The organism is Aminobacter carboxidus (genome assembly GCF_014863355.1).
Classification (GTDB): Bacteria; Pseudomonadota; Alphaproteobacteria; order Rhizobiales; family Rhizobiaceae; genus Aminobacter; species Aminobacter carboxidus.
Genome location: NZ_JACZEP010000012.1, coordinates 71039 through 97981, shown reverse-complemented (window position 1 = coordinate 97981; position 26943 = coordinate 71039). Strand labels below are relative to the sequence as shown.

Here is a 26943-nt window from a genome sequence, read left to right as displayed (position 1 = left end):
GAGGAATTCAAAAGTGACCATCCAGCAGATCACCATCGCCACCACGATTGCTGCGCCGATCGAGCGCGTCTGGGAGGCCTATACGACACCCGCTGATATCACGCAGTGGAACTTCGCTTCCGACGACTGGTGTTGCCCCAGCGCCGAAGCCGACCTGAAGGTAGGCGGTGTCTACAAGGCGCGGATGGAAGCCAAGGACGGCAGCTTCGGGTTCGATTTCGAGGCAGTGTACGAAGAGGTCGAACCATACAAGGTCATCACATTAGCCATGAGCGACGGTCGCAAGGCGCGTACGACCTTCGAAGCCGCCGACAATGGCACAAGGGTGACCACCATGTTCGATGCGGAGACGCAGAATTCCATCGACATGCAACGCGACGGCTGGCAGGCGATCCTGAGTAACTTTGGCCGTTATGTTGAAAAGTGACGCCATCCAGTTCGGTCGATCGACCTCCATAGCTAGCCCTTTCGGGCATTCTGGAGGTCCCCTCCTTCAGCAGGCGGATAGCGGCTGACGGTGCCCGCCTGATGAGGCGATCGGCAATTCACTCCAGGGCGCTCAGTTGGGCCTGTGGTGGCGCGGATAGGCGCCCGCATCGGGCGCATTGGCGAAGCTCTGCAGCGTCTGTCCGCCGTCCATAAGCCAGTCGACGCCGGTGATGTGGCGCGCCTCGTCCGATGCCAGGAAGGCGACTGCCGCTGCGACGTCCTCTGGCTGGCCGATGCGGCGCAGCGGAATGCGGTCGGCAAAGCGCTGGATTCCAGCGGCATAGGCTGCGCGATCATTGGCCGGAACGCCGAGAGTGGTCTCGATGACGCCAGGACAGATGGCGTTGACACGGATGCCGTAGGCGGCGGCGTCAAGTGCTGCGACACGGGTGAGGCCAATCACGCCATGCTTGGTCGAGGCGTAACCCGCGCCACCTGACAATACGTCCCAGCCGGCCATCGATGAGCCCATGTTGACGATCGAGCCTTCGGTGCCGGCAGCGATCATCGCCTTGAGTGCGGCCTGGAGCACCAGGAACATGCTGCGCAGATTGATCCGCACGATGAGGTCCCATTCTTCGACAGGCAGTTCATGGACCGGCGCTACCTTGCCGGATATGCCGGCGTTGTTGAACACAGCGTCGAGTTGGCCAAACGCTTCGACAGTCTTTGCAACGGCCTGTTGCGCCGCTGCCGCGTCGGAAACATCTGCGGTGATGGCAAGGGCCGTGTCGCCGAATGCCGATGCGACCTGTGCCGCGCGCGCGCCGTCGAGATCGACGACCGACACACGTGCACCTTCATCGATGAACCTGCGCACGGCCGCACTGCCGATCGCCCCAGCGCCGCCGGTGACAAGAACCACCTTGTTGTCGAAACGCTTCATGTCGGTCTCCTGCCTCAATTGCCGTAGTCGCGCCAGGAATGACGCGGCGCAAAGCCGAGCGTTTCCAGCGCATGCGTATTGTCGATGATTGCTTCATGTCCCGAAATCGGGCGCGTGATCGGCGTTGCCGGGAAGGCGCGCCGGACGAGCTCTTCGGTGATCTGTTTCGAGTAGGTATCGGCGGCGCTGAGGTAGGTGCGCACATGGCCATCGCCTCGCCAGTCCAACGCCTTGATGAAGGCATCGGCAGCGTCGCGCGCGTCGAGATAGCTCCACAGGTCGCGAGCCGCTTCGGCGAGTTCGCGGCGTGGGCCTATGCTGTCGAAGAAGCTCTCCGGTGTCTGGATCCATGGCATGCGCAGGCTGACGGCCGAAAAGGCGCGCCGGCGAACGGCGGCTTCGACAATTTCCTCACCCAGCCATTTCGACAGGCCATAGGCGTCCTGCGCGCCGATCGGGTGGTTGTGATCGATGGGCAGATAGGCCGGGTCGACGAAGTTTTCGGCGAAGGGATAGCCGAGCACGCTGAAGGACGAGGCGTAGATGAAGCGTCTGGCCTGCGAAAGGGCTGCTGCTTCAACGACGTTGTAGGCAATCGCCACATTGGTCTTGAACACCTCTGCCGGCGCCTTGCCGAGCGGTCGCGGGATCGCCGCGATGTGGACGACAGCGTCGCAATCGCGAATGAGCTGCAGCGCCACGCCGAGATCGGTGAGGTCGGCACTTACGTGCGCCCAATTGCCGTCGGCCGGGACGACGGCGTCAATGCCGAGAACGTCGTGGCCGGCAGCAACAATGGCTGCCGCGACGTGGCGGCCAAGCAGGCCACTCGATCCGGTAATGACGATTTTCATCTCGGCCTCCTGTTGGCGATCACGTGCGTCTACTTGGCAAATATCGTTGATGGTCAAACAATCGGACAACGCAAACAGCCCTGCTTGTCAATGCCTTTCTTGCGGCCGTGGATAAGCGCCCGTCATGGCCGCCAGCCGGATGGCAAGATGCCGTGACCCGCCATATTGTGACAAGCGACAGCGCAAGGATTGACTTGGAAGCCGTCACGGTTTTTTGTATGACCACCAACAATCGGCAACTCGCTGAGGAGGTAAGGTCGTGCCATTGGACAGCTTTTCGTCTCATCGCCAGGACGCCGGGATCAAGATCGATCCAGCGCGTGTAGCGATCATCGTCGTCGACATGATCAACGACTTCTGCAAACCGGGTGGCGCCATGGTGCTGCCGGGTTACGAGGCACTTGTCACTCCGCAATTGAGTGTTATCGAGGCGGCACGCGCCGCCGGTGCGCCTGTGATCTGGGTGCATGATGCACATCGCCGCAACATGCGCCGCGACCGTGAGTGGCTCAAACGCGCTCCGCATTGCGTCGAAGGCACCTGGGGCACTGACGTCATCGATGATCTCGGCGCCCGCAACGACGAGATCCACGTCATCAAGCGGCGTTATTCGTCGTTCTTCCAGACCGATCTCGACATGACGCTGAAGGATATGCTGGTCGACCAGATCATTGTCTTCGGCGTGGTCACCAACATCTGCGTGCGTTCGACCGTGCATGACGCATTCTTCAACGGCTACGAAGTCGTCGTGCCTGCCGACTGCTGTGCAGCCACCGGGCCGCGCGAGCAGGAAAGCACGCTCTACGACATCTCGACCCATTTCGGCGTCGTCTGCGATGCCGACAGCGTGGTGAGGGCCCTTCGCGAAGGTGCCTTCATCGAGAACACAAGCATCGCCGCATAGCCTCTGGGGTCGGCGAAATCTCAGGTTTCAAGCCAGGAGTTGGAAGCGCCGTGACAACCCTCGACGAAGCCCACAAATTCAAGCGTAAGGCGGCAGAGGCGGTCGATGAGCCGCTGAGCCGCGAAGAGATAATGACCCGATATACCAAGACCGGTTATGACCTGGACGTCCACCCAGCACACGTCGTACGCCGCGCCCATCAGCGCGCTACCTTGTGCTTTCAGCAGGTTATGGCCGGCGAGGATTTGTCACCGACGCAGTTCGCGGCCCTGGCAACGGTGCTCAAGCACGGCGAGGTTTCGCAGAACCACCTCGGCCGCATGACGGCGATGGACCCCTCGACCATCAGCCTGGTGGTCCGCAAGCTTTTGAAACAGGGCTTGATCAAGCGCAGCCCTTCGCAGACCGACCAGCGGCTCGCGATCATCGCACTCACCGACGAAGGCACACGCTACACGCTCGATCGGCTGGAACGCAGCGTCGAGGTTGGCCAGAAACTGCTTTCGCCTCTGACTGCGCCTGAACAAGCGACGCTGCTGAGGCTGCTGCAGCGCATCAGCGGCGACGAACCAGGCGGCGCCGAAGGCAAATGACAGGCTGACCTAACAACCCTTCAACAGACATTGTCCGAAACGACCGATCGCCGGCCATGAGCCGGGTCGGCCGCCTCATGCCCTACCGAGACGCAAGGAATTCCACCGATGTCGCCTGAACAGCAACACAAGATCACCGCAGACAAGCTCGTCATCCGCAACGTCGGCCTGATGCTGAGCGGCGATCTCGCCCGACCGGTTCTCGATGCTGATGCAATCATTGTCCTGGATGGCCGCATCGCTGCAGTCGGTATGGCCACCGATCTTGATCTCGCTGGTGCGACGAGTGTCATCGATGCGCAGGGTTGCGTTGTTACCCCTGGTCTCATCGATAATCACGTCCACCCGGTGGCCGGCGACTGGACGCCGCGCCAGAACCAGATTGGCTGGATCGATTCGACACTGCATGGCGGCGTAACCACCATGATCTCCGCCGGCGAGGCGCATTACCCGGGCCGACCGAAGGACATCATCGGCATCAAGGCGCTCGCCATCGCCGCCCAGCGCAGCTTCGCCAATTTCCGCCCGAGCGGCATGAAGATCATCGCCGGTGCCCCGGTGCTCGAGCCTGAAATGACCGAGAACGATTTTCGTGAGCTGGCCGACGCCGGCGTGACGTTGATCGGCGAGGTCGGGCTTGGTGGTGTCAAGGACGGCCCTACCGGCCGCCAGATGATCGCCTGGGCGCGCAAATACGGCATGACGTCGATGACCCATACCGGCGGTCCGTCGATCCCGGGCTCGGGGCGCATCGGCGCCGACGTCGTGCTGGAAGTCGATGCCGACGTGGTGGCCCATATCAACGGCGGCCCAACGGCGCTGCCCGACGAAGAGATCCGTCGCTTATGCGAGGAAAGCACGCGCGCCCTCGAGATCGTCCACAATGGCAACCTGCGCACCGGCCTGTTCGTGCTCGGCATTGCCAAGGACCGCAACATCCTCGACCGCGTCATTCTTGGCACTGACGGTCCGGCAGGGTCCGGCGTACAGCCGCTCGGCATCCTCAGGACCATCTGCCACCTTGCCTCGCTCGGCGACGTACCTACGGAAGTCGCCTTCTGTTTCGCGACCGGCAATACGGCGCGCGTGCGCAAGCTCGACGACCGCGGCATCATTGAGGCCGGTCGCGCCGCTGATCTGGTGTTCATGGACCAGGCAGCAGGCGGCATCGGCAAGGATTTCCTGGAGAGCCTTGCACTCGGCAACCTGCCAGGCATCGGCATGATCATGGTCGACGGCGTCGTCCGCACGGCACGCAGCCGCAACACACCGCCAGCTATTCGCGTGCCTCAGATCATTACGGCCTGATTCAGGAAGACGCCTATGAAAAAGCGGCTCTGGCGAGCCGCTTTTTCATTTTCAGTTCATGCCGTCGATACCGACGACCTTGTCCTTGGTGAGGCCGCCGACGCGTGGATGGGGGCGACCCGAATCGGTGACCGCGATCGCCACGACGATCTCATCGTCGCGTGGCGCGTCGGGAATGCGCACCTCCATGCCATCGAAGTGGCTGCGCACCTTGGCGGCGTCCTTATGGCCCAATGGAATGTCGAGAGGGATGCCTAGGCCACCACGCTTCTTGGAAGACGGGATCAGCGCGGCACCCTTGCCGAGTATGTCGCGGAACGGTGCGCCGAGCTTTGGGTGGAGGATTGCTGCTGCATGTTCCAACTCGCCATCGGCACCGACGGCGGCGGCCTTGCCGAAGCTCTCGACCTGGTCGCCCGGAATACCCAGTGCGGCCACTGCGCGGCGGGGCAGAATGTCGCCAAGCTCGGCACCGATCTCGCTGAGCATGGCGAGGTCGTCGACGAAGGTGCCGGCATAGGGATTGCGGATGACCGCGACCGCTGCGGCACGACGCGTTGGCGGGCTGACCGCCTTGTCGCCTTCGGTCCGCGTCTCTTCGACGATGGTGATAATTCGTCGGATTTCGACACTCATCGCAAGCCGTCCTCGCCCTTGACGTCCTTGGCGTCAAGGCCGCCGACGCGGGCATGCACGCGCGAACCGGTGGTCATGGCCAGGACGAGCACCAACTCGTTGCTGCGCGGCGCGTCGTTGATGCCGACCTCGATGGCATCAAAATGGCTGCGCACATAGGAGGCGTTGACGTGGGTGACGGGAATGTCGATGCGGGCACCGGGTCCGCCGACCTTCTTGCTCGACGGCACGATGGCCTTGGCGCCGCCCAGCAGTTCGCGCATCGCGTAGCCACCCGGATTGTGCCACAGCGCGCCGTGCTCGAGTTCGCCGCCGCCGCCGACGATGGAGCCTTTGCCATAGCCTTCGACCAGTGAGGCGTCGCCGCCGAGTGCTTCAAGCAGGCGGGACGCCATTTCGAGGCCGAGCGGCTTCAGATCTTCCATGAAAGGCTGGATATCCTCGACATAGCGGCCGGCATACGGATTGGCGATGACTGCCATCACAGTGCCGCGCTTGACCGGCTCGGCACGCACCGGCCCGCCCTCATGAAAAATCTCTTCGATCTGCACGATCAATTTCCTGACGACTACGTCCGGCATCGAATGCTCCACATTTCTGGCGGGCTGAAAACTTGTTAGAGTATCAACAATTATCCTTCCGGCATTTTTGTCAAGCCGGAGGTGTGAAACCGCAGCTGTCGTGATTGTTCGCTGCGTTGTTCGAGCGCTCGCAGGCCAATTGACAGTTCGTAGGACCACCCATAAAGTCATATGACCACCAACAAGTTTTGGCCATCGAGGATGAGCCCTACGGCTGGTGACAGGGCTTCAGATTGGGGAGTTGAGATGAAGAACGTATTCCGTAATTGCATTATCGCTGGCGCGGCCCTTGTAGCCTCGGTGGGTTCGGCCACAGGCCAGGACAAGGTCTCTGTCGCGGCAATCTCTGGTTATTTCGCCCAGGGCTTCGGCATCTCGATCGTCGATGGCTTGAACAAGGCCAAGGGCGAATTCGGTATCGATCTCAAGCTGGTCGACACCGGCAATCGAGCACTCGACTATGAAGAGCAGTTCGCCAACCTCGCAAAGGATGGCCAGTACGACCTGATCTTTGTGATGGGCTGGGAACTGGTGGATGCGCTGACCAAGGCCAGCGAAGCTTATCCCAACCAGCGCTTCGTATTCATCGACGGCGTGCTCGATTCGAAAAAGATCGTCTATGCCAACTTCGCCGAAGAGCAGGGCTCGTTCGTCGCCGGTGCGCTTGCCGGCATGATCGAAAACCAGGGCAGCGCCTTCGACAAGATCGGCGACGGCAAGGCCATCGGCTTCGTCGGCGGCCGCGATATCCCTGTTATCCGCAACTTCCTTGGCGGCTATGAGCAGGGCGCGAAATATGCGGCGCCCGAGGTGAAGGTGAACTCGGTCTTTGCCGGCACCTTCGATGATCCGGCCAAGGGCAGCGAACTGGCGCTTGCGCTCTACGGCCAGGGCGCCGACATCATCTACAACGTGGCCGGGCCGACGGGCGAAGGCGTCATGCAGGCGAGCGCTGGCGCCGACAAATATTCGATCGGCGTCGACATCGACATGTGCAGTTCTGCACCGGGCAACGTGCTCGCCTCGATGCTGAAGCGCGGTGACGTCGCCGTCTACAGCCTGATCAAGAGCGAAGTCGAGGGCAACAAGGTGGTTGCCGGCAGCACTCACACCTTCGATCTGGCCTCGGGTGGCGTCGAAGTGAAGGTCTGCGACGACATCGCACCTTCCATCCCGGCAGAGGTGACTGCCAAGCTCGACGAGATCAAGAAGGGCATCACCGACGGCTCGATCAAGATCGACCGCGCCAAGTAAGGCACGGCCCCCGGCCGGAAGCTGGCATACCGGCTTCCGGCATCATTTCTTCCAGGACTAGGTTAGAGATGTATTCGCCCTTGAGAGCAGGGCGGATAGGTCTGAAGCTGCGAGGCTATGTTGTCGACCACGTCGCCAGCCATGACGGCACGAGAGGCAGGTCCTGCCGAAACTGCTGTTGAATTGATCGGTGTCACCAAGCGTTTCGGCGCTTTCGTTGCCAATGAAGACGTCAGTCTCAGCGTCAAACGCGGCGAGATCCACGCCATCATCGGCGAGAACGGCGCTGGCAAGACAACGCTGATGAACATCCTGTTTGGCTTGCTGCAGCCCGATGAAGGCAAGATCGTGCTCAACGGCAAGGAAACAGTCGTCACCGACCCGGCGACTGCGATCGATGCCGGCCTTGGCATGGTGCACCAGCACTTCAAGCTGGTGCCTTCGCTGTCTGTCGCCGACAACGTCTTCCTCGGTATGGAAATCCGCCGCAACGGCCTGATCGACCACAGGGCCCAGGTCGAAAAGACGCGCGAGCTTTCCGAGCGCTTCGGCCTCAAGGTTGACCCGGAGGAGCGGGTTTCGCTGCTCTCGGTCGGCATCGAGCAACGCATCGAAATCCTGAAGGTGCTGGCGCGCGGTGCTCGCACCATCATTCTCGACGAGCCGACCGCGGTGCTAACTCCGCAGGAAAGCCGCGAGCTGTTCCAGACGCTGCGCGGCTTCGTTGCCGGCGGCATGACCGTCATCTTCATCTCGCATCATCTCGAAGAGGTGATGGAGGTTTCAGACACCGTGACCGTGCTGCGCCATGGCAAGCATGTCGCGACGCAACCGACGGCCGAGCTGACCAAGGCCGACATGGTGCGCATGATGGTTGGGCGCGATGTTAGCTTTGACCGGCGTCCGCGCGACAAGACCGGCGGCAAGGTCGTCCTGGAGGTCAAGAACCTGTGGGCGCGTGACGACCGACATCTGCCGGCTTTGCGTGACGCGAGCTTCACGGTGCGCTCTGGCGAGATCGTCGGTATCGCCGGTGTCGCAGGAAACGGCCAGACCGAGCTTGCCGAAGTTCTGTCGGGCCTGCGTCCGGCAAGCCACGGTTCGGCGCTGCTCAAAGACAGCGATCTGACCACGCTCTCGACTTCCGCAATCCGCCAAACCGGTCTTGCCCACGTGCCCGGCGACCGATTGGTACGCGGCGTCGATGGCAGCGCCTCGATCTCCTCCAATTTGCTGATGGGCCGGCAGTTCAAGGCGCCGTGGAGCCGCAACGGCGTCCTCGACTGGCGTGCGGCAGCCAACCAGGCCGTCGAGATGATCAAGCGTTTCGACATCCGCGCCCGTGGCCCCGAAGACACCGTCAAGCGGCTGTCGGGCGGCAATATCCAAAAGGTCGTGCTGGCGCGCGAATTCACCAATGACGCAGACTTCCTGCTGGTCGATCAGCCGACGCGCGGCGTCGATATCGGTGCGCAGGAGTCCATCCACGACGAGATCATGCGCCAGCGTGCAGCGGGCCGGGCCGTGCTCGTCATTTCGGTGCAGCTCGACGAACTGCTCACCTTGGCCGACCGCATCCTGGTGATGTTCAACGGCCGGATCATGGGTGAGGTCGACGGTGACAGCGCCGACAGCGAAAGGATCGGCATGATGATGGCAGGTCTCCAACCCGGCAATGCTTCCGATGAGGTGGCCTCGTGAGCGACAAATTGCGTGCATTCTCCGGCCAGATCGTCGCCGTTCTGATCGCGCTCGCCATGGGTGCCGTGATCATCATGCTTATCGACGAGAGCCCCATCAAGGTGTTCATGACCTTGATGCGCGGCGCCTTCGGCGACCAGGCCAAGATCGCCGGCACCTTGTTGCAGACCACGCCCATCCTGATCTGCGGCATTGCCGCCTGCATCGGCTTGCGTGGCGGCATGTTCAATGTCGGCATCGAGGGCCAGCTGTTTCTCGGCGGCTTCGCCGCAGCCTGGGTCGGCTTCGCAATGCCGCTGCCCGCCGGCCTGCACGTCGTGGTCGCTATGGCCGTCGCGGTGATCGCCGGTGCTGCCTGGGTTTCGATCCCCGCCTTCTTCCGCGTGCGCTACGGTACAAACGAGGTCGTCTCGACGATCCTTTCCAACTACGTCGCGGTGTTGCTGACCTCTTACCTCACCATCTTCCTGTTCAAGCGGCCCGGCGGATGGTCGGAGACCCCGCCGATACTGGCAACCGCCTATCTGCCCGAGCTGTTTGCCTTCTCGCGGCTCAACTGGGGCCTGATCATCGGCCTGGTGCTGGCGCTCTTCGTTGCCTGGTTCTTCCGCCATACCGCCAAGGGCTATTCGATCTCGATGGTCGGCTCTGCGCCCAAATTCGCCGAATATGGCGGCATTGATGTCAAGCGTCAGGGTTTCCTGGTGCTGTTGGCATCGGGTGCGGTTGGCGGTCTTGCCGGCGGCATCGAAACGCTGGGTGTACACCACCGCTTCATGGAAGGTTTTGCGCCTGGCTTCGGCTTCGACGGCCTGATCGCAGCACTGCTGGCCAACGGCTCGCCGATCGGTACCATCGTGACGGCGCTGTTCTTTGGCGCGCTGCGCAACGGTTCGCTGCTGCTTGAGACCGACACCAACGCTTCGCGCGAAATCATCACGGTGATCCAGGCGCTGATCATCCTGAGCGTCTCGGCTCAGGTTCTGATGAAGCGTCGCGGCGACAGCACCGCAGGAGAGCGCCGATGGAAATTCTAAGTCTCTTCAATGTCGCGCTGATCGTCGCAACACTGCGGATGACGGCTCCCATCCTGCTGGTCGCGCTCGGCGGCTCGTTCACCACCAAGGCCGGCATCTTCAATATCGGCCTCGAAGGCCAGATGCTTGTCGGCGCCTTCTTCGCCGTGCTCGGCTCGATCTGGTCGGGCTCGGCACTGGTCGGTGTGGCCTGCGGTGTCGCGGCGGCACTGGTGTTCGCGCTCGCCTTCGCCGTACTGGTCGTCAGCTTCCGCGCCAATGAAGTGGTGGTGGGTTTGGCGCTCAACATCCTCGCCGGCGGCATGACCATTTCGTTGATGAAGGCGATCTTCGGTACTCGCGGCTCGATCGTCGGCAAGGGCATCGTCGGCCTGCCCAAGGTGCAGATCCCCGGTGCCAGGGATCTTTTGGGGTCATGGGCGCCACTGATCAACGGCTTCACGCCGATGGTCTATGTCGCCTTCATCGCCGTGCCGCTTCTGGTGGTGTTTTACAAGCGCACGCGCCTTGGGCTCTACATCCGCGTCGTCGGCGAAAAGCCCGAGGCCGCCGAAGCGCTCGGCATCTCGATCACGCGCGTTCGCTATATTGCCTCGCTGTTGTGCGGTTTGCTCGCCGGGCTTGCCGGTGCGCACCTTTCGCTCGGCTACATCACCATGTTCACCGAAAACATGTCGTCGGGCCGAGGCTTCATGGCGGTCGCCATCCTGATCTTTTCCAATGGAAGCCCCTTGAAGGTGCTGGCGGGTTGTTTGCTGTTTGGCTTTGCCGATGCATTTTCGCTACGCCTCCAGACCTTCGGCTTTCCGTCCTACCTGATCCTGGCGGTGCCTTATCTGGTGGCGCTGACGGCACTGTTCGCGCTGTCTTATCGCAGCCGGCCGAAGATCATCCGCGAGACCCTGGAGAGCATGCGCAAGCTGCTTTCGGTCGAAAACAAGCCGGCCGAGACCGGCAAGTAACCTCTCACGCTGAAGGGCTGTAGCAAGGCATGGAACGCATAATTCTCGACGTGGATTCGGCCGGCGACGATATTCTCGCCGTGCTGTTTGCCGCGGCCAACCCCAACGTGAAGCTCGAGGCGGTGACAACCTGCACCGGTGCCGCCGGCCCCATCGAGCAGGTCACCAATGTCGTGCTCAATACGCTGTCGATTGCCAACCGCGACGACATTCCGGTTTATGCCGGTGCATGGCGGCCGATCGTCGGCCATTCAAAGGCGGCCATGGAAGCGCCTGTGCATTTCGAAAAAACGCTCACCGCCCGCTTCGGCGATCGGCTGAAGAAGTTCAACCCGCCCGCGCCCAAGCCGAAGCGGCAAGCGACACCGGGCCACGCCGTCGATTTCATCATCAAGACCGTCATGGCCAATCCCGGTGAGATCACGCTGGTCACCACCGGCCCGTTGACCAATGCGGCGATGGCGCTGCTGCAGGAGCCGGCGCTCGCCGGGGCGCTGAAGCGCTTGATCGTGCTCGGCGGCACCTTCACCACGCCCGGCAACATCACGCCGGTGACCGAATACAACGTCTGGGCTGATCCCGAGGCCTCGCGCATCGTGCTCAACGCCGAGGTCGACAAGATCCTGGTGCCGCTTGATATCTGCGAGGACAACCGCGTCGCCACCTCGATGCTGACACGCGACGACATCGCCGACATGCAGGACAAGGCTAAGGACAATCCGGTTCTCGACATGATCGCCGATGTATTCCCGATCTACATCGACATCTGGCGCGAGTTCTTCGGCCTCGTCGGCTTCCCGCTCGACGACGTCATCACAGTAGTGCTGGCCTTCGACCCAGATCTGGCGACGCTAACCGAACCGCTGTTTGTCGACGTCCTGATCGATGGCAGCGTTTCGCGTGGCCAGACGGTTGCCTATCGCGGCTTCCAGATCCTGCCCGGCGGTGGTCCCAAGACCACGCGCATAGGCACCGGCCTCGAAGGTCGCCGCTTCCTCGAAATGTTCAAAGAAACCATCGCGCGCTACGAGCGGGCAGCGTGAAGAGTGATATCATGACAGCTACACCCATTCTCTTCGACTGCGATCCGGGCCACGACGACGCGATCGCGCTGGTCATGGCGCACCGCTCGCCTGATATCGAACTGCTCGGCGTCACGACTACCTGTGGCAATGCCGAGCTCGAGAAAACCACGACCAACGCGCTGCGCATTCTCGAATACATCGGCGCTGGCGCCGTGCCGGTCGCGGCCGGCTGCCACCGTCCGCTGGCGCGACCGCTTGTGCTCGGCACCGCCGATGGTCCCAGTGGCCTCGAGGGCTCGCCCTATCTGCCGCAGGCAACCATCAAGCCGGTCGACCAGCACGCTGTCGATTTCCTCGCCAAGAAGTTGCTCGCATCGGCCGAGCCGATCCTGGTGGTCGCGACCGGTCCGCTCAGCAATATCGGTCTCTTGATCCTCAAGCACCCTGAGGTGCTGCCCAAGATCAAGGAACTGATCTGGATGGGCGGCGTCTTCTACCGGAAGAGCGAGATCATCACGCCAACCGAGTTCAACGCTTTCTGCGACCCTGAGGCGCTGAAGATCGTGCTCGATTCCGGCGTGCCGATCCTCATGGTCGGTCTCGACGTCACCATGCAGGTGCTGGTCGAGGAAGCGCAGTATGCCGAGCTTGCCAAAATCGACACGCCGCTCGGCAAGCTCGTCAACGACTGGCTGCTGTTTTACGAGAAACTGCACCGCAACTCGATGGGCGTTGGTGGCGCCATGCACGATCCGCTGGCCCTGGCGCTGGCGATCGATCCGACATTGGTCAAAATCCGCCCGGCCCACATTGCCGTCGACCTTACGGGCACCCATACCTTCGGCGCGACGGTCGCCGACTTCTGGGGCGAGCGTGGCGAGAAAAACAACGCCAGGATCGCCTATGAAGTCGATGCCGACCGCTTCTTCAAGCTGATGTTCGATCTCCTGAGGGATTGAGCGCAGCGTCGGACGTTGAAGGTGGGCGGCGGCGCTTTACCTGGCACCAGCCGCCGCCTGAACCAACTCAATTGCGAACCTAAAGGTCACGAACCGGTCAACGGGTCTACCATTTTGTGGCCCCACACGGTCTAGCAGCCAAGCCTTACACTAGGACCTAACTCTGCATGCGCTTCGGCGGCACCTGCCTGAGTGGCTGGCTGTTCTGCTCAATCATATGTAGGACGGTTGCGCATTGCCTACGTCTTTTCCGGGCTGATCTTTGCTGATCGGCTGCCGTCAGTCGCTACTTCTCAAGCAATGCGTGGCCCTGGCTCGCCAACGCGGCGAAGCCGTCAGAGCAGATGCGCAACCTGCGCCCCGGCTTCGTACCAGGCTTCTCGGCTCCGGCGAAATAGAGCTGGCGTCACATCGGAGACCGGCAGGGGCAGGTCGGCGTAGGTCTTCTCGCCTGCGATCAGCAGCGCGAGTTCGCGGCCGAACACCGTGCCGGGCGCGATGCCGCGGCCGTTATAGCCGGAGAAGCCGACGGCGTTCGGGCCGAAGGTGTGGAGCCTTGGCAAGGCATCGCCGGTCATGCCGATCTGCCCATACCATTCGTGTTCGAACGCGATGTCGCCAAGCTCGGGGAAGAGCCTGGACAGGGCACGACGGGCCCAGGCCTTGTGAACGGCGGTGCCGGAGTTGCGCAGGGCGCCGACGCTGCCGAACACCAGCCGGCCTGCGCGGTCGAGCCTGAAGGAGGAGAGGATGGTCTTGGTGTCCCACACGCCCTCGCGCCCGGGCAGGATCTTGCGCAACAGGTCCGGTGAGAGCGGCTGGGTCGCCAGATTGAAGTAGGGCAGGTGCACCTGTTCGGTACGCACCATGTGCCAGGGGCCGGTGCTGTAGGCGTCGGTCGCAACGACGACCCAATCGGCGTCGACAGTGCCGCCAGGCGTACACAGGTGCCAGCGGTCCGCCTTCCGTTCGGCTGTGGTGACGGGGCTCGAGGTGTGGAGCGTTGCGCCCGCCTTGACGACAGCGGTGGCCAGCCCGCGCGCATAGGCCAGCGGCTGCAGCGTGCCGGCGCGCGCATCATGCAGCGCCCCCGCATAAGCCGACGTGCCAAGCCTTGCCGCCGTCTCAACGGCGTCGAGCACCTTGACCGGCGCGCCGCGCCGTTGCCATTGCGCCTCGCGCTCCCTGATTTCGGCGAGGCCAGCCGGGCCGACCGCGCAATGCAGCGTGCCGTTGCGCTCCAGTTCGCAATCGATGCCGTGCCTGTCGATGAGCGCCATCACCTCGGCCGGTCCTTCGCCGAGAAGCTTGAGCAGCCGTTCGCCATGATCGGGTCCGAGTGCCGCCGACACGTCGTCCGGCGCCAACCACAGGCCGGCATTGATCAGGCCGACATTGCGGCCGGCGCCGCCAAAGCCGACCTCCTTGCCTTCCAGCAGCACCACCCGCCGGCCTGCCTCGGCAAGGTGCAGCGCGCAGGACATGCCGGTGTAGCCACCGCCGACGATGACAATCTCGGCCGAGACGTGGCCCTGAAGCGCCGTTGTTGCCGGTGCCGCGGGTGCCGTCGCTTGCCACAGCCCATGCGAGCGTGGCCCATGTGAATGCGGTGTTTGCAACGTGCTGAGCATCGGCAGGCGTCCGTGGCTTCAGGTTGTGGGGAAGGCCTACCCGGCTTGAACAGGTTCGCGCCGGGCTGGCTTAGGTAGATGCACGCCGCCCGCTTATGCGGACGGCGCTTGAAGTCAGGCGGCTGCGGCGTGGCCGATGCCTCGCCGCAGTTGGCGTCGTGCTCAGTCGATGTCGAACGACACGCCCTGGGCGAGTGGCAGCGCCTTGGAGTAGTTCACCGTGTTGGTGGCGCGGCGCATGTAGGCGCGCCAGGCGTCGGAGCCTGATTCACGGCCACCGCCGGTTTCCTTCTCGCCGCCGAAGGCGCCACCGATCTCGGCGCCAGAGGTGCCGATATTGACGTTGGCGATGCCGCAGTCGGAACCCTCGACCGACAGGAAACGCTCGGCTTCCTGCAGGTCAAGCGTGAAGATCGACGACGACAGGCCAGCACCGACGGCGTTGTGTTGCTCAAGCACCTGGTCGAAGTCGGAATACTTCATGACATAGAGGATCGGCGCAAAAGTCTCTTCCAGCACCGGACCGACCTGGCCGGGCATCTCGACCAGTGCCGGCTTGACGTAATAGGCGCCGTCATGGCCCTGGTCGACACGGGCGCCGCCGGTAATAGTGCCGCCGCTTTCGGCCGCGTGCTTCAGCGCCTTTTGCATGCCGTCGAAGGCGGCCTTGTCGATCAGCGGGCCAACCAGCGCCGAGCTTTCCAACGGGCTTCCGACCGAGACGCTGTCATAGGCCTTCTTCAGGCGCGGCACGAGCTGTTCGTAGACGCTGTCATGGACAAACAGCCGGCGCATGGTGGTGCAGCGCTGGCCGGCGGTGCCCATGGCGCCGAAGGCAATGGCGCGCAGCGCCATGTCGAGATTGGCCGAGGGGCAAACGATGCCGGCATTGTTGCCGCCGAGCTCGAGGATGGCACGGGCGAAACGCTTGGCCAGGCGCGGGCCGACGTCGCGGCCCATGCGGGTCGAGCCGGTGGCCGAGACCAGCGGCACCTTGGGATGGTCGACAAGCACCTCGCCGACGGCGCGGTCGCCGATCAGCAGCTGCGACAGGTTTGCCGGTGCATCAGCGCCGAAGCGTTTGGCTGCACGCTCGAAGATCGCCTGGCAGGCAAGGGCGGTCAGCGGCGTCTTTTCCGACGGCTTCCAGACCACCGAGTTGCCGCAGACTAAGGCAAGTGCTGCATTCCACGACCATACTGCGACCGGGAAGTTGAAGGCCGAGATGACGCCAACGACGCCGAGCGGGTGCCAGGTCTCCATCATGCGATGGCCGGGACGCTCGGTGGCGATGGTCAGGCCATAGAGCTGGCGCGACAGGCCGACGGCGAAATCGCAGATGTCGATCATTTCCTGGACTTCACCCAGGCCCTCGGACGGGATCTTGCCGACCTCGATCGACACCAGACGGCCGAGATCGGCCTTTGAGGCGCGCAGTTCCTCGCCGAGCAGGCGCACGAGCTCGCCGCGCTTGGGTGCCGGCACGTTGCGCCAGGCCTTGAAGGCGACATCGGCCCGTTCGATCGCCGCACCCGCCTCGGCAGGCGCGATCGACTTCAGCGCACCGATCTCATCGCCCGTCACCGGGCTGCGCACGATAAGGTCGCCGCCGCTGAAAGCAGTTGTGGCAACGCCGAGCTTGCCGAGCAGTTCGGCCGTTTCCTTCGCTATCGTCATCGTTTTGTCCTTCGGTTTTAGTTTCTGTTCAATTGCACTGCGTGGGTGATCAGCCCAGCCGCGTCGAGCCGAGGGGGCCCGGGGCGGTCGCCTGCTTGAGCTGTGCGGCCATCGATTTCAGTTTGGGTGGCGTGTAACGGTCGTAGAAATGCTGGTTGCGGCGGCCAAGGCCGTGTTCGGCGCTGAAGCTTGCGCCATGCGCCTCGACTGATATCGAGATCACGCGATCGCGCAGCGCGTCGACCCGCGCGGCATTCACCGAGCCGTCTGCTTCGCGCGGAACGACGAGATTGAAGTGCACGCCGCCGTCGCCGACATGGCCGAAGTCGCAGATCTCGACATCAGGGAATTCGCTGGCCAGGATTTCGCGCATCCGGGCGCGGAACGGCATCACGCCACCACGGCGGAAGGAGAGGTCGAGGCCGACGACATAACCGGCCGATTTCACGCCTTCCGACAGTGCGTGCCTGAGCGCCCACATCTCCTGCGGCGGCCCCATGAACGCATCGTCCAATGGCTCGTCAGAATGGTTCCAGACCTCGGCAAGAACCTCCTCGAGCACGGCCTCCAAAGGCTGCTCGCTCGCGCGGCGCGGCCAGGAGCGCGACACTTCGGCGAGGATGACGTAGTCGGGAACGGCACCGCCCGGGAATGGATTGCGCAGTGCGGTGACATGGCCAAGCGTGCGCTTGATTGCGGCGCCAGACATGCCTTCGAAGGCGCTGAGATAGGTGCCGAGCTGCTCTTCCATCGCGTTGAGCAGGACAGACACGTGTTCAGGCGAGCGCGGCACCAGATAGGCGGTCGCGGTCTGCTGTGGCAACCTTTCAAGGTTGAAGGTGCATTCGGTGATGACGCCAAAGGCACCCGCCGTGCCGATGAAGAGCTGCTTCCAGTCGACGCCGGTGTTGTCCTTGCGCAATCCTGCGCCGAGTTCGACTGTCGTGCCCGCCTCGTCGCCGAGCACCACCTTGAGCCCGAGCGTGTTGCGGCGCACGTCGCCGAAGCGCAGGAAACGCGCCCCACCGGTGTTGGTCGCGACCATGCCGCCTGCCATCGGGTCGGCGCCGAGGTCGATCGGAAAGAACAGTCCGTGCGGCTCGAGCCGCGCGTTGATTTCCGATAGGCGGAAGCCGGCGTCGACGCGCAAGGTGCGGTTATCGAGGTCGAGATCGAAGGTCGAGCGCAGGCGCTCAAGGCTCAGCACGCCTTCTGTGCCGCTGTCGTCAGGGGTCGACCCGGCGACGAGCCCAGTATTGCCGGACTGCGGCACCAGCGCGATCGCATGGCGTGCGCAATAGGCGACAACGGCCGAGACGGCTTCCGCCGTCGCCGGGCGTGCAACGAAGGCGGCGCGTCCGCTGTCATAGCGCGCGCCCTTCTCGTAGCCGGCCATGTCGGTGCGACCGGTCAGCAGCCCGCCCGCGCCGAGCAGGGCACTGAGGTTGTCGATGTGCTCGTTTGCCAGCATCCTTGTCAGGCCGCGTCCGAAAACGCCTTCAGCGTGGCCTGGCAGCGCTCGATCGATGCCCGCTCGATGCCGGCATAGTGTTCGAACTCGTTGAGAACGGCAGCACCGAGCGCCTTTTCGAACAGGCGCTGGTTGGGGCTGGCGGTGAAATCCTGCACCGCATCGTCACCGAGATTGGACTGGAAGATGCCGGCGGCGGAAACGGGCAGGAAATCTTCGTAGACGATGGGGTCGACACGCACCGCACCGACTGCGATCAGGGCCTCGATATCGCTGCCGCGCGCACCGGCAATTGCTTGGTCGACGGTGTAGAGGAAATAGCCGAGCCCGGCCTTGCGCATGGCGTTCCAGTCATCAGGGAAGGCGGCGAAACTCCGGGCGAGTGCGTCGCGATAGGCGTCGGCGTTCGAGCCGTCCGGGGCGGGGCGTACCGTGGCGCGGGCCTGGTTCAAGAGCCTGTCGTAGAGCGCGCGGCCCTTCGGCGTCAGCGCTATACCACGCTGTTCTATCTCGCCGAACCGCGCCGTATGCGAGCCCGTCTCTAGGTTGCCGTTTTCGTCAGGAAACGAAACGCGCTCCTCGACCGCCTTGAACGAGGTCTGGCGCAGAAGGATTGGGCAAGCGCGGCTGGGCGGGCCTTCGACGACCGCCTTGGGCACGATGCCGCGCAACGGCATCTGGACCTGAACGGCATCGATATCCAGCGTGCGTGGCGTCAGATGGTTGATGTGCGGTCCCTTGAACGAGACGACGTCGGCGATCAGGCGATGCGCATCATGCAGTCTGGTGTAGAGTGGCTGGTCGACCCTCGCCTCACTGTGCCAGCGGAAAGTGTCGAGCACCTCGGTGACGAACAACGCTGCGTCCTCATGCGACAGCCCGCCGTCGCGTTCGGCCTTGTCGACAAGTGCTACGGCGACGTCGGAAAAGATCTGCCTGCGAGCAAGCGTGATCTCGGCGGTGGCGCGCAATTCCACATCGGCGATCAGGTCGAGACGCAGCAGCGAGGTGAACACCCGGAACGGGTTGAGTTTAAGCGCCGCTTCGCTGACCGGCCGGAAAGCAGTCGAGTGCACCGGCACCCCGGCCTCGCTGAGGTCGTAGTAGCCGACCGGGAACATGCCCATGACGGCAAAGACGCGTCGCATCATCGCCAGCTCCGCTTCGGTGCCGAGGCGGATGGCGCCGTGACGCTCTTCACTGACGCGGTCGAGCGTCTCGGTCGCTTCCAGGGAGGCGCGCAGCTTCGGCTGGCTGGCTAGAGTCGCTTCGTTGACGTCGGCGACCAGGGCCATCAGCGTGCCATAGGCCGGTACTTCATCACGATACATGGCCGACATGGCCGCCGAGAAGGCGGCGCGGATCGCATCGGGCGACATGGAAGGAGACATTCGAACCCTCTGTTTTCACATTCGGCATGGGCGACTTCATGCTTCGACAGTGCTATATCCGGTTCTATCGGTGCTGAATTGCGCTGATTTCATCTAAGTTGATGCGAAAACAGAATGACCACTGCGCGTACGCTCCTTCCTGACCTGGGCAAGCTGCAGGCCTTCGAGGCTGCCGCCCGCCATGGCAACATCACGCTGGCCGGCTGCGAGCTCAATCTTTCGCAAAGTGCAGTCAGCCGGCAGATCCGCGATCTCGAGGCCCAGCTTGGCTTGCTTCTGTTCGAGCGCGTGCGCCAGCGCGTGGTGCTGTCGGCCGCCGGGCAGAAGTTCCTGCCCGACGCGCGCAAGCTGCTCGAACAGGGCGAGGCGGCGATGCTGCGGGCGATGGCAAGTTCAGGTGTGTCGCTGCTCAGCCTCGCCACCTTGCCGACATTCGGCAGCCGTTGGCTGGTGCCGCGACTGCCGGGCTTCCTGAAAACCCATCCCGGCATCGCGCTGAACGTCGTGTCGCGCGCCGAGCAGTTCGACCTCGAGGAGCAAGGGTTTGATGCGGCCATCCATTACGGCCAGCCGGTATGGGCAAATGCCGTGTGCCGCTACATCTGCAGCGAGGTGATCGTGCCGGCTGCCAGCCCGGACTTTCTCGCCGGCCGCGATATCGCGACGCCAGAGGCGCTGGCGCATAGGCCGCTGCTCAACATGGCGACGCGCCCCAAGGCGTGGGCGAACTGGTTTCAGGCCGCCGGCGTCGATGCGCAAGGTGCCTATCTGGGACACCGCTTCGACCAATTCACCATGCTGATCGAGGCGGCGGTGGCCGGCATGGGCGTGGCGCTGCTGCCGCGCTATCTGGTCGAAAGCGAACTGCGCGACGGCAAGCTCCAGGTCGTGCTCGACATGCCGCTGCAGACCGAAAAGAGCTACTACTTCGTCGTTCCGGAGCGAAAGACGGCGGGGCTTTTGACCAACCAGCTGTTCGACTGGATCGTCGGGCAGGTGACGCCGCAGGCCTGAGACTGCACGGAAGGCGCCGTCCCGGCCCGTGCGTTCGGTGTGCGAACGCCTGGGCTTTCAGGCAAGAAACCGGTCAATCGCCGACATAGCCGGTGATCTTGCCGTGCAGTTCCGAGACCCTGTTCATGCGCCCTTCGATGGCGACGCCCAGTTCGTTGAATATGCCATTGATCAGCAGGTTGCCGAGGCTGGCCATCTGCGCCGTCGATTCCCAGAACATGCCGAATTCGGTCGGCACGACGAACATTTCGTCGGCAAGGTCGCGGCCCCAGTCGCAGAAGGCGTCGGTGACCAGCGTGATCGGGATTTTCGCCCTCTTGGCTTCCTGTGCCAGAAGCAGGTTCAGGCGCGAATAGCGGCGGGCCTCGAAGATCACCAGGCAGGTGGATTTGGGCGGGTTGAGCAGGATCTCGCTGAAATTGCCGCCGGCGATGTCGGCGAGCTGGACGCCGGGGCGCAGGTATTGCAGCTGGTTGGCGAAGTACTGGGCGATGCCGCGCTCGGTCTGGAAGCCGGCGACGAACAGCTGGGGCGTGTTGGCCAGGCGCTTGACGGCGCGGGCCCACTCCTTGGTGTTGGCGATCTCGTAGATCCTGAGCAGTGCTGCGATCTCCAGCTCCAGGCTGCGCGCTAGGGCATCACCGTTCTGGCTGCGGTCGCGGAATTCCTTGAGCCGGTCGCCGGCCAGCCAGGGCTGCGTGCCGATGTTGTCCCTGAGGTCCTCCTTGAGGTCCTTGAAACGCGCATAACCCAGCGTCCGGCAGAAGCGCCCGACAGTTGGTTCGCTGACGCCGACCTTGGCGGCCAGGGTTGCCGATGTCTCGAACGGCACGCCGTTGAGATTTGCCAGCATGTAGTTGGCAAGGGCCTTTTCGGCGTTGGTCGCGGTGGCAAGGCTTTCGACAAGCCTTCGGCGTACCGATTCCGTCATTTGGTTCTCCGTGGCTGGGGTGGGATTTCTTGCAAGAATTCTATCATAGATTCGATTGACGTTTGTTTTTTTTCAAAATAGCTTGAACCCACCCTCGTTGAGGAGCGGGGAAGCAAAATGTTGCTGAGCTGCTGGCTGGAGTCAGTGACATACAGCAACCGTGAGGAAACGGCGCATAGTTGGGGCAGGTCATTGGACCGCGTCAGCTCGCGAATTCTTGTCTGTTGTCTAAATAATGCTGCTTCCGCGGCACGGCGAGCTTTTTCCAATTTTTCAAGGGGAGGTTGAACATGAATCGACGTGAGTTTCTTGCTTCGGTATCGGTGGTCACGCTGGCCGCAGGCCTCGGCCTGGCTGGAGGAAATTCAGCGCGGGCGTCAGAATCGGAGGCCGTATTTGCTCTCGGCAATGCCGAAATCGGCGCGCCTCATCACGATCCAATTCGGGCCACCTTGCTGAGCACCGTCGCGACCCTGATCTACGACCGCATGATCGAGCAGGACGCCGACCAGTCCTATCATCCCCATCTCGCCGAATCCTGGGAGAACAGCGCCGACGGCATGAACTGGACCTTCAAGTTGCGGCAAGGCGTTCGCTTTCATGATGGTGAACCGTTCAATGCCGCGACCATAGCGTGGTGGATCCCCAAGTTCAAAGGCAGCGTCAACGAGTACCTTGTCGACGCTGTCGATCGTGTCGAGGTAGTCGACGACTACACCGTTCGCTTCGTGATGAAACGGGCAGAGCCAAACTTGATCTACAATCTGGCGTCGTCCTTCATGGGCATCCCGTCGCCGAAGGCCTACGACGCGGCCGGTGACAATTTTGGCGTGACCGAGGCCGCTGGAACCGGGCCCTACAAGTTCGAAAGTTTCGCCGTAGGCCAGGAGACCGTGCTGGTCGCCAATGAGGACTACAATTGGGGCAGCGACCTCTCGGAAAACAAGGGAGCACCGTATATCAAGCGGCTTACCTTGCGCGAAATTCCCGACGCCTCGACGGCCTTCCTCGAACTGAAAACAGGCGGCGTCGGTTTGCTGCTCGGGGTGCCAGACCAATTCCTGCCGCAACTGCAAGCAGAAGAGACTTTGGGCTTTCGAAGCTTGCCTGGCTTCGGCATCACCTATCTCGCGTTCAATACGCTGGCAGAGCCCTTCGGCGATGTCGCTGTGCGCCAGGCAACCGCACTGGCAGTGGACCAAAGCGCGATCCTCAAGAGCGTCTTCAACGGCGTCGGCCTCGAGGCGCATCAGTTCCTGATCAGCACGCTGGCGGAATCGAAGATCGATCCCAAGCTGGAAATCCGCCACGATCTGGCCAAGGCCAACCAACTGCTCGATGCCGCAGGTTGGGTGCGCGACGGTGACGGCATGCGAAGCAAGGACAGCAAGCCGCTGAAGGTCAAGCTGACGGCGCAGTCGGAGACGGCGTTCAAACGTACGGCAGAGATCCTCCAGGCGCAGCTCAAGACAATCGGCATGGATGTCGAGATCGAAATCTTCGACAGCACGACGATCGTCGATCAGCTCAAGAAGGGCCAACATCAACTGGCGGTGCGGCAGTACGGCTGGAACAACGCCGACATTCTCGACTGGTTCTTCAGCACCACCAATATTCCCTATCCGAACTCCTCCGGCTGGCAGGATGAGAAATCGCAGGAGCTTCGCGACATTGCCATGCAGCAGTCGAAGACGCTGGACGAGCGCGTGGCCAATTTCAGGAAGTACCAGGAGAACCTGATCGGCAATTTCCTGTTCGTTCCGATTCACGAGCCGATTCTGAACTACGCATTCAACGAGACGTTGCTCGAAGTGCCGGAAAAGCTGCGCGGCACGCAGTTGGTGCAGGCAACCACCGTCGACATCAAGGTCGTTGGCTAAGCGGTCGGCGGGACGATAATGATCGGCTTCACCTTGAGGCGGCTTGTTTTGCTGCTGCCCGTATTCTTTGTCGTCTCGCTGGTGGTGTTCTTCATCATCCACCTGGTTCCGGGCGATCCCATCGACAATCTTCTGCGCGCCGGCTCGTCTCCGGAGCAACGGCTGCAGATAGCGGCGAAGTACGGTCTCGACCGCAGTCTCGTCGAGCAATATTTCACCTGGATGGGGCGGCTTCTGAGCGGCGATCTTGGCACTTCGATCATCCAGGGGCGCCCGGTCAGCGCATTGATCGCCCGGAACCTGCCCTTCAGCCTCGAGCTGGGTATTGCCGCGCTGCTGTTTTCGACGCTGACCGGCATTACCGCCGGCGTGATTGCGGCGAGCTACCAGGGCACACGCGTCGACGATGTGATCACTGGCTTCATCCTGCTTGGCTCCACCGTGCCCAGCTTCTGGCTCGGCTTGCTGCTGATCCTGGTTTTCGCGGTGTGGCTCGGCTGGGTGCCGGTATCGGGAGCGCGCGGCTGGAGTTCGCTCATCCTGCCGACGATCGCTGCCGGCCTTGGTGGCATTGCGCTGGTGGCGCGGGTCACGCGGATCGCCATGATCGAGACGTCGCGGCAGGATTTCGTGACGCTGCTGCACGCCAAGGGGCTGCCGCCCTTCATCATCCAGCTACGCCATGTGCTGCGCCACGCCATGGTTCCCGTCGTTACGATCCTCAGCCTGCGCATAGGCTGGGTGCTCGGTGGTGCTGTGACGATCGAATATGTCTTCGCCCGTCCCGGGCTCGGCTCGCTGCTGATCCGCGCGCTCAACCAGCGCGACTATCCGCTGGTACAGGGCTGCCTGCTCATGCTGGCCATGGCCGTCATCATCGGTGCCCTGATCGGCGACATCGTCCAGGCTGCGATGGATCCACGCCAGCGCGAGGTACGGGCATGAGCGGACATCGTGCATTGGCATTGCTCAAGGCCGTCTCGACCTTCAAGGGCGGCATTTCAGGGGCCTTTCTGCTGCTGCTGGTCATCGGCGCGCTGTTTGCGCCGTGGCTATCTCCATATCCCTACGACCAGCAGGACCTGGGCATCATGAACCAGGCCCCGTCGCTGACGCATCTGTTCGGCACTGACGAGTTCGGTCGCGATGTGCTGTCGCGGATGATCACCGGGGCGCGCACCTCGCTGTCTGTCAGCATCACGGCGATCGGCATCTCCGTGCTGCTCGGCCTGGTCCTGGGCGCCACCTGCGGCTATTTCGGCGGCACCTTCGATCGCGTCGTCATGACGGTGATCGACCTGACCTGGTCGTTCCCCGAAATCCTGATCGCGTTGATGCTGGTGGCTATCATCGGTCCGGGGCTGGAGGGCGTGGTGATTGCCATCGCCATCGCCTATCTCGCGCAGTTTACCCGGCTGACGCGCACCCAGATCATGTCGCTGAAGAGCGAGACCTATGTCGAGGCGACTGTCAGCCTTGGCGCCGGCCACACCCACATCCTGTTTTCGCATCTGCTGCCCAACGCGCTGGCGCCTGTGCTGGTGGCGGCGATGCTGGCGACGGGCGACGCCATCATCCTCGAGGCGACGCTCGGCTTCTTCGGACTGGGCGCGCAGCCGCCGACGCCAAGCTGGGGTGCGATGATGAGTTCCGGCACGGCACAACTGTTCATCGCCCCTTGGGTGATCCTGCTCCCCGGCCTCGCAGTGGCGCTGACGGTCGTCTTCATCAACCTGTTCGGCGACGCGGTCATCGCTGCGCTCGATGTCCGCGCCAAGTTCAGGGAGGCGTAACGATGCTGCTGGATTTGGAAATGCTGCGCATCAGGTTCGGCGCGTTCTCGCCGGTCGACCAGGTCACGCTAAGCGTCGATCGCGGCCAGATCCTCGGCATCGTCGGTGAATCCGGTTCAGGCAAGTCGTTGACCGCGACCGCGATCATGGGGCTTTTGCCGCGTATCGGCGGTCAGGTCGCCGCCGGCACTATCCGCTTTGACGGCACCGACCTCGTCGGGCTGCCAGAGCGGGAGATGCGTCGGCTGCGCGGCGGGCGCATCGCACTGATCACGCAGAACCCGATGACCTCGCTCGATTCCATGATGCGAATCGGACCGCAGATCGATCAGGCCGCGCGCCTGCATCTCGGTCTGAGCCGAAGTGCGGCGCGGGCAAGAAGCCTGGAGCTGATGGCCGACTTGCGCATCCCCGATCCCGCTTCGGTCTACGACCTGTTTCCGCACCAGCTTTCCGGTGGCATGAAGCAGCGCATCGTCATTGCCATGGCGCTTGCCGGCGACCCCGAACTGCTGATCGCCGACGAGCCGACCACCGCGCTCGACGTCACGGTGCAGGCGCAGATCGTGCAGATCCTTGTCGACCTAGCGCGGCAGCGCGGGCTGGGGCTGATCCTGATCACCCACGACATGGGCGTCGTTGCCCAGGCCTGCGACCGTGTGGCTGTGATGTATTGCGGACGTGTGGTCGAGTTGGCTGAGGTCGATGCGCTCTTCGAACACCCGCGTCATCCTTATACGCAGGCGCTGATCCGCTGCATCCCCCGTCACGACATGGCGCGCGGGACGATGAGCGCCATCCCCGGCATCGTTCCGAGCGCAGCGGCGCAGCCGCCAGGCTGCAGGTTCAACCCGCGCTGCGCCCGTGTCGCGGACCGCTGCCGCGTTGAAATCCCCGAGCTGCGCGTTGGCGCCAGCGGCAATGGCGTGGCCTGCCACGTGGCGGAGGCAGCATGAGCGACCTTCTTACCGTCAATGGTCTCAGCCGCCGTTTCAGCGACGGCGGGCTGTTTCGCAAACGCAAGGTGTTCCACGCCGTCAGCGACGTCTCATTCACCTTGAAGCAGGGCGAGATCCTCGGTGTCGTCGGCGAATCCGGCTGCGGCAAGTCCACTTTGGCCCGGCTGGTGCTGCGCCTGATCAACCCCAGCGAGGGGCAGGTGCAGTTCGACGGCGTCGACATGGCCTCGCTTTCGCGTGGAGACATGCGCCGTCTGCGCCAGCGCATGCAGCTGGTCTTCCAGGATCCCTATTCAGCGATCGATCCGCGCTACTCAGTCAGGGACGCGTTGCTCGAACCCTACCGCGTGCAAGGCGTGAAGCCGAAATCCACTGATGAGACAGTCGCATCGCTGCTCGACATGGTCGGCCTGAACTCTTCGCTCGCGCAGAGCTATCCGCACCAGTTGTCGGGCGGCCAGAAGCAGCGCGTCGGCATCGCGCGGGCGCTCGCGCTCAATCCGTCGCTGGTGGTGCTAGACGAGCCGACTGCCTCGCTCGACGTCTCGGTGCAGGCGCAGATCGTTGCGCTCTTGGAGCGGCTGCGCCAGGAACTCGGGCTGACATATCTGTTCATCTCGCACGACCTCGGACTGGTGCGCTATTTCTGCGACCAGATCCTGGTCATGTATCTCGGCCGCATCGTCGAGGTGATGCCGAGCGGTGCAGCGCCCGCGCATCCCTATACGCGCGCACTGCTCGACAGCACCTTCGAGCCCGATCCGAAACGCCGTCGTTCAATCACGCGGCTCGCCGGCGAAATCCCGAGCGGCTACGACCTGCCGCCCGGCTGCGCCTTCGCCAACCGGTGCCCGCGCGTGACGGATCTGTGCCGCCAGGTTCTGCCAACGCTCACGTCGCAAGCCAGCGGACATCAGGCCGCCTGTCATCACCCGCTCACTGCCGTGCCCGAGTTAGCAGTTGAGCAGAGGTCGGTCGCATGAACTCCATTCGCAGACACTGCCGTT

Annotated in this window: 25 protein-coding genes; 16 read left to right on the top strand and 9 right to left on the bottom strand. The window is 63.0% G+C overall.

Annotated elements, in window-relative coordinates; all coding sequences use genetic code 11:
* Positions 1-13: 13 nt before the first annotated feature.
* On the top strand, positions 14-427 hold the full coding sequence (locus tag IHE39_RS25555; protein ID WP_184767008.1) for an SRPBCC family protein: 414 nt from the start codon (positions 14-16) through the stop codon (positions 425-427).
* A 132-nt stretch (positions 428-559) separates the two neighbouring features.
* On the opposite strand, the gene IHE39_RS25550 is transcribed toward IHE39_RS25555, so the two are convergent.
* Positions 560-1375 carry an SDR family NAD(P)-dependent oxidoreductase gene (locus IHE39_RS25550; protein ID WP_192568473.1) on the bottom strand — a complete coding sequence of 272 codons (816 nt, stop codon included), beginning with the start codon at positions 1373-1375 and terminating at the stop codon, positions 560-562.
* A gap of 14 nt (positions 1376-1389) precedes the next feature.
* A complete protein-coding gene (locus IHE39_RS25545; protein ID WP_192568472.1) occupies positions 1390-2229 on the bottom strand; it encodes an NAD-dependent epimerase/dehydratase family protein in 840 nt (279 codons plus the stop codon).
* 259 nt (positions 2230-2488) lie between these two features.
* Between IHE39_RS25545 and IHE39_RS25540 the strand changes: the two genes are divergently transcribed.
* The 3 genes from IHE39_RS25540 to IHE39_RS25530 all read left to right on the top strand — a co-directional run bounded on the left by IHE39_RS25540 (position 2489) and on the right by IHE39_RS25530 (position 5034).
* The gene (locus tag IHE39_RS25540) at positions 2489-3133 is read left to right on the top strand and encodes an isochorismatase family protein (protein ID WP_192568471.1); all 645 of its coding nucleotides are present in this window, start codon (positions 2489-2491) and stop codon (positions 3131-3133) included.
* A 50-nt stretch (positions 3134-3183) separates the two neighbouring features.
* Entirely contained in the window at positions 3184-3726 is a 543-nt protein-coding gene (locus tag IHE39_RS25535) for a MarR family winged helix-turn-helix transcriptional regulator (protein ID WP_343070131.1), read from the top strand.
* Positions 3727-3834: 108 nt separating this feature from the next.
* On the top strand, positions 3835-5034 hold the full coding sequence (locus tag IHE39_RS25530; protein WP_192568470.1) for an amidohydrolase family protein: 1200 nt from the start codon (positions 3835-3837) through the stop codon (positions 5032-5034).
* Positions 5035-5085: 51 nt separating this feature from the next.
* Here the strand turns inward: IHE39_RS25530 and IHE39_RS25525 are convergent, their stop codons facing one another.
* Together IHE39_RS25525 and IHE39_RS25520 are read right to left on the bottom strand one after the other, a co-directional pair.
* Positions 5086-5670 carry an amino acid synthesis family protein gene (locus tag IHE39_RS25525; protein WP_192568469.1) on the bottom strand — a complete coding sequence of 195 codons (585 nt, stop codon included), beginning with the start codon at positions 5668-5670 and terminating at the stop codon, positions 5086-5088.
* Positions 5667-6251, bottom strand: a complete 585-nt coding sequence (locus IHE39_RS25520) for an amino acid synthesis family protein (RefSeq protein WP_192568468.1) — start codon at positions 6249-6251, stop codon at positions 5667-5669. The genes IHE39_RS25525 and IHE39_RS25520 overlap by 4 nt, the downstream gene beginning before the upstream one ends.
* A gap of 246 nt (positions 6252-6497) precedes the next feature.
* Between IHE39_RS25520 and IHE39_RS25515 the strand changes: the two genes are divergently transcribed.
* The 6 genes from IHE39_RS25515 (at position 6498) to IHE39_RS25490 (ending at position 13189) form a co-directional block, all read left to right on the top strand.
* Entirely contained in the window at positions 6498-7505 is a 1008-nt protein-coding gene (locus IHE39_RS25515) for a BMP family lipoprotein (protein WP_192568467.1), read from the top strand.
* A 141-nt stretch (positions 7506-7646) separates the two neighbouring features.
* Entirely contained in the window at positions 7647-9206 is a 1560-nt protein-coding gene (locus IHE39_RS25510; RefSeq protein WP_192568466.1) for an ABC transporter ATP-binding protein, read from the top strand.
* Entirely contained in the window at positions 9203-10243 is a 1041-nt protein-coding gene (locus IHE39_RS25505) for an ABC transporter permease (protein WP_184767017.1), read from the top strand. Before IHE39_RS25510 ends, IHE39_RS25505 begins: the two co-directional genes overlap by 4 nt.
* Positions 10231-11205 (top strand): ABC transporter permease, encoded by a 975-nt coding sequence (locus tag IHE39_RS25500; protein WP_192568465.1) that lies wholly within the window; start codon positions 10231-10233, stop codon positions 11203-11205. The genes IHE39_RS25505 and IHE39_RS25500 overlap by 13 nt, the downstream gene beginning before the upstream one ends.
* 29 nt (positions 11206-11234) lie before the next feature.
* Complete coding sequence (locus IHE39_RS25495) at positions 11235-12248, top strand: nucleoside hydrolase (protein ID WP_192568464.1); 1014 nt, start codon at positions 11235-11237, stop codon at positions 12246-12248.
* A gap of 11 nt (positions 12249-12259) precedes the next feature.
* Positions 12260-13189 carry a nucleoside hydrolase gene (locus tag IHE39_RS25490; protein WP_210322131.1) on the top strand — a complete coding sequence of 310 codons (930 nt, stop codon included), beginning with the start codon at positions 12260-12262 and terminating at the stop codon, positions 13187-13189.
* A gap of 335 nt (positions 13190-13524) precedes the next feature.
* Here IHE39_RS25490 and IHE39_RS25485 read toward each other — a convergent pair whose 3' ends face one another.
* From IHE39_RS25485 to hglS, 4 genes are all read right to left on the bottom strand, one after another.
* Complete coding sequence (locus IHE39_RS25485; protein ID WP_192568463.1) at positions 13525-14820, bottom strand: NAD(P)/FAD-dependent oxidoreductase; 1296 nt, start codon at positions 14818-14820, stop codon at positions 13525-13527.
* Positions 14821-14982: 162 nt separating this feature from the next.
* Entirely contained in the window at positions 14983-16497 is a 1515-nt protein-coding gene (gene amaB / locus IHE39_RS25480; RefSeq protein ID WP_192568462.1) for an L-piperidine-6-carboxylate dehydrogenase, read from the bottom strand.
* Positions 16498-16546: 49 nt separating this feature from the next.
* Complete coding sequence (locus tag IHE39_RS25475) at positions 16547-17968, bottom strand: FAD-binding oxidoreductase (RefSeq protein ID WP_192568461.1); 1422 nt, start codon at positions 17966-17968, stop codon at positions 16547-16549.
* Positions 17969-17973: 5 nt separating this feature from the next.
* Entirely contained in the window at positions 17974-19359 is a 1386-nt protein-coding gene (gene hglS / locus IHE39_RS25470; protein WP_192568460.1) for a 2-oxoadipate dioxygenase/decarboxylase HglS, read from the bottom strand.
* Positions 19360-19473: 114 nt separating this feature from the next.
* On the opposite strand from hglS, the gene IHE39_RS25465 reads away from it, so the two are divergent.
* A complete protein-coding gene (locus IHE39_RS25465) occupies positions 19474-20373 on the top strand; it encodes a LysR family transcriptional regulator (protein ID WP_192568459.1) in 900 nt (299 codons plus the stop codon).
* A 73-nt stretch (positions 20374-20446) separates the two neighbouring features.
* Here IHE39_RS25465 and IHE39_RS25460 read toward each other — a convergent pair whose 3' ends face one another.
* Complete coding sequence (locus IHE39_RS25460; protein ID WP_192568458.1) at positions 20447-21304, bottom strand: MurR/RpiR family transcriptional regulator; 858 nt, start codon at positions 21302-21304, stop codon at positions 20447-20449.
* Positions 21305-21594: 290 nt separating this feature from the next.
* On the opposite strand from IHE39_RS25460, the gene IHE39_RS25455 reads away from it, so the two are divergent.
* From IHE39_RS25455 to IHE39_RS25435, 5 genes are read left to right on the top strand one after another with little or no spacing between them, the layout of a single operon-like run.
* Positions 21595-23184, top strand: coding sequence for an ABC transporter substrate-binding protein (locus tag IHE39_RS25455; RefSeq protein ID WP_192568457.1), 1590 nt, complete (start codon positions 21595-21597; stop codon positions 23182-23184).
* Between the two features lie 18 nt (positions 23185-23202).
* On the top strand, positions 23203-24129 hold the full coding sequence (locus tag IHE39_RS25450) for an ABC transporter permease (protein WP_192568456.1): 927 nt from the start codon (positions 23203-23205) through the stop codon (positions 24127-24129).
* Positions 24126-24977 (top strand): ABC transporter permease, encoded by an 852-nt coding sequence (locus IHE39_RS25445; protein ID WP_184767029.1) that lies wholly within the window; start codon positions 24126-24128, stop codon positions 24975-24977. Before IHE39_RS25450 ends, IHE39_RS25445 begins: the two co-directional genes overlap by 4 nt.
* 2 nt (positions 24978-24979) lie before the next feature.
* The gene (locus IHE39_RS25440; protein WP_192568455.1) at positions 24980-25933 is read left to right on the top strand and encodes an ABC transporter ATP-binding protein; all 954 of its coding nucleotides are present in this window, start codon (positions 24980-24982) and stop codon (positions 25931-25933) included.
* On the top strand, positions 25930-26919 hold the full coding sequence (locus IHE39_RS25435) for an ABC transporter ATP-binding protein (protein ID WP_184767031.1): 990 nt from the start codon (positions 25930-25932) through the stop codon (positions 26917-26919). Before IHE39_RS25440 ends, IHE39_RS25435 begins: the two co-directional genes overlap by 4 nt.
* Positions 26920-26943: the final 24 nt, after the last annotated feature.

Bases quoted from the DNA above. Each gene is read 5' to 3' on its own strand.
- IHE39_RS25550 (WP_192568473.1), bottom strand. From the start codon at position 1,375: ATGAAGCGTTTCGACAACAAGGTGGTTCTTGTCACCGGCGGCGCTGGG.
- IHE39_RS25545 (WP_192568472.1), bottom strand. From the start codon at position 2,229: ATGAAAATCGTCATTACCGGATCGAGTGGCCTGCTTGGCCGCCACGTC.
- IHE39_RS25530 (WP_192568470.1), top strand. From the start codon at position 3,835: ATGTCGCCTGAACAGCAACACAAGATCACCGCAGACAAGCTCGTCATC.
- IHE39_RS25525 (WP_192568469.1), bottom strand. From the start codon at position 5,670: ATGAGTGTCGAAATCCGACGAATTATCACCATCGTCGAAGAGACGCGG.
- IHE39_RS25520 (WP_192568468.1), bottom strand. From the start codon at position 6,251: ATGCCGGACGTAGTCGTCAGGAAATTGATCGTGCAGATCGAAGAGATT.
- IHE39_RS25515 (WP_192568467.1), top strand. From the start codon at position 6,498: ATGAAGAACGTATTCCGTAATTGCATTATCGCTGGCGCGGCCCTTGTA.
- IHE39_RS25510 (WP_192568466.1), top strand. From the start codon at position 7,647: ATGACGGCACGAGAGGCAGGTCCTGCCGAAACTGCTGTTGAATTGATC.
- IHE39_RS25500 (WP_192568465.1), top strand. From the start codon at position 10,231: ATGGAAATTCTAAGTCTCTTCAATGTCGCGCTGATCGTCGCAACACTG.
- IHE39_RS25495 (WP_192568464.1), top strand. From the start codon at position 11,235: ATGGAACGCATAATTCTCGACGTGGATTCGGCCGGCGACGATATTCTC.
- IHE39_RS25490 (WP_210322131.1), top strand. From the start codon at position 12,260: ATGACAGCTACACCCATTCTCTTCGACTGCGATCCGGGCCACGACGAC.
- IHE39_RS25485 (WP_192568463.1), bottom strand. From the start codon at position 14,820: ATGCTCAGCACGTTGCAAACACCGCATTCACATGGGCCACGCTCGCAT.
- amaB (WP_192568462.1), bottom strand. From the start codon at position 16,497: ATGACGATAGCGAAGGAAACGGCCGAACTGCTCGGCAAGCTCGGCGTT.
- IHE39_RS25475 (WP_192568461.1), bottom strand. From the start codon at position 17,968: ATGCTGGCAAACGAGCACATCGACAACCTCAGTGCCCTGCTCGGCGCG.
- hglS (WP_192568460.1), bottom strand. From the start codon at position 19,359: ATGTCTCCTTCCATGTCGCCCGATGCGATCCGCGCCGCCTTCTCGGCG.
- IHE39_RS25465 (WP_192568459.1), top strand. From the start codon at position 19,474: ATGACCACTGCGCGTACGCTCCTTCCTGACCTGGGCAAGCTGCAGGCC.
- IHE39_RS25460 (WP_192568458.1), bottom strand. From the start codon at position 21,304: ATGACGGAATCGGTACGCCGAAGGCTTGTCGAAAGCCTTGCCACCGCG.
- IHE39_RS25455 (WP_192568457.1), top strand. From the start codon at position 21,595: ATGAATCGACGTGAGTTTCTTGCTTCGGTATCGGTGGTCACGCTGGCC.
- IHE39_RS25450 (WP_192568456.1), top strand. From the start codon at position 23,203: ATGATCGGCTTCACCTTGAGGCGGCTTGTTTTGCTGCTGCCCGTATTC.
- IHE39_RS25445 (WP_184767029.1), top strand. From the start codon at position 24,126: ATGAGCGGACATCGTGCATTGGCATTGCTCAAGGCCGTCTCGACCTTC.
- IHE39_RS25440 (WP_192568455.1), top strand. From the start codon at position 24,980: ATGCTGCTGGATTTGGAAATGCTGCGCATCAGGTTCGGCGCGTTCTCG.
- IHE39_RS25435 (WP_184767031.1), top strand. From the start codon at position 25,930: ATGAGCGACCTTCTTACCGTCAATGGTCTCAGCCGCCGTTTCAGCGAC.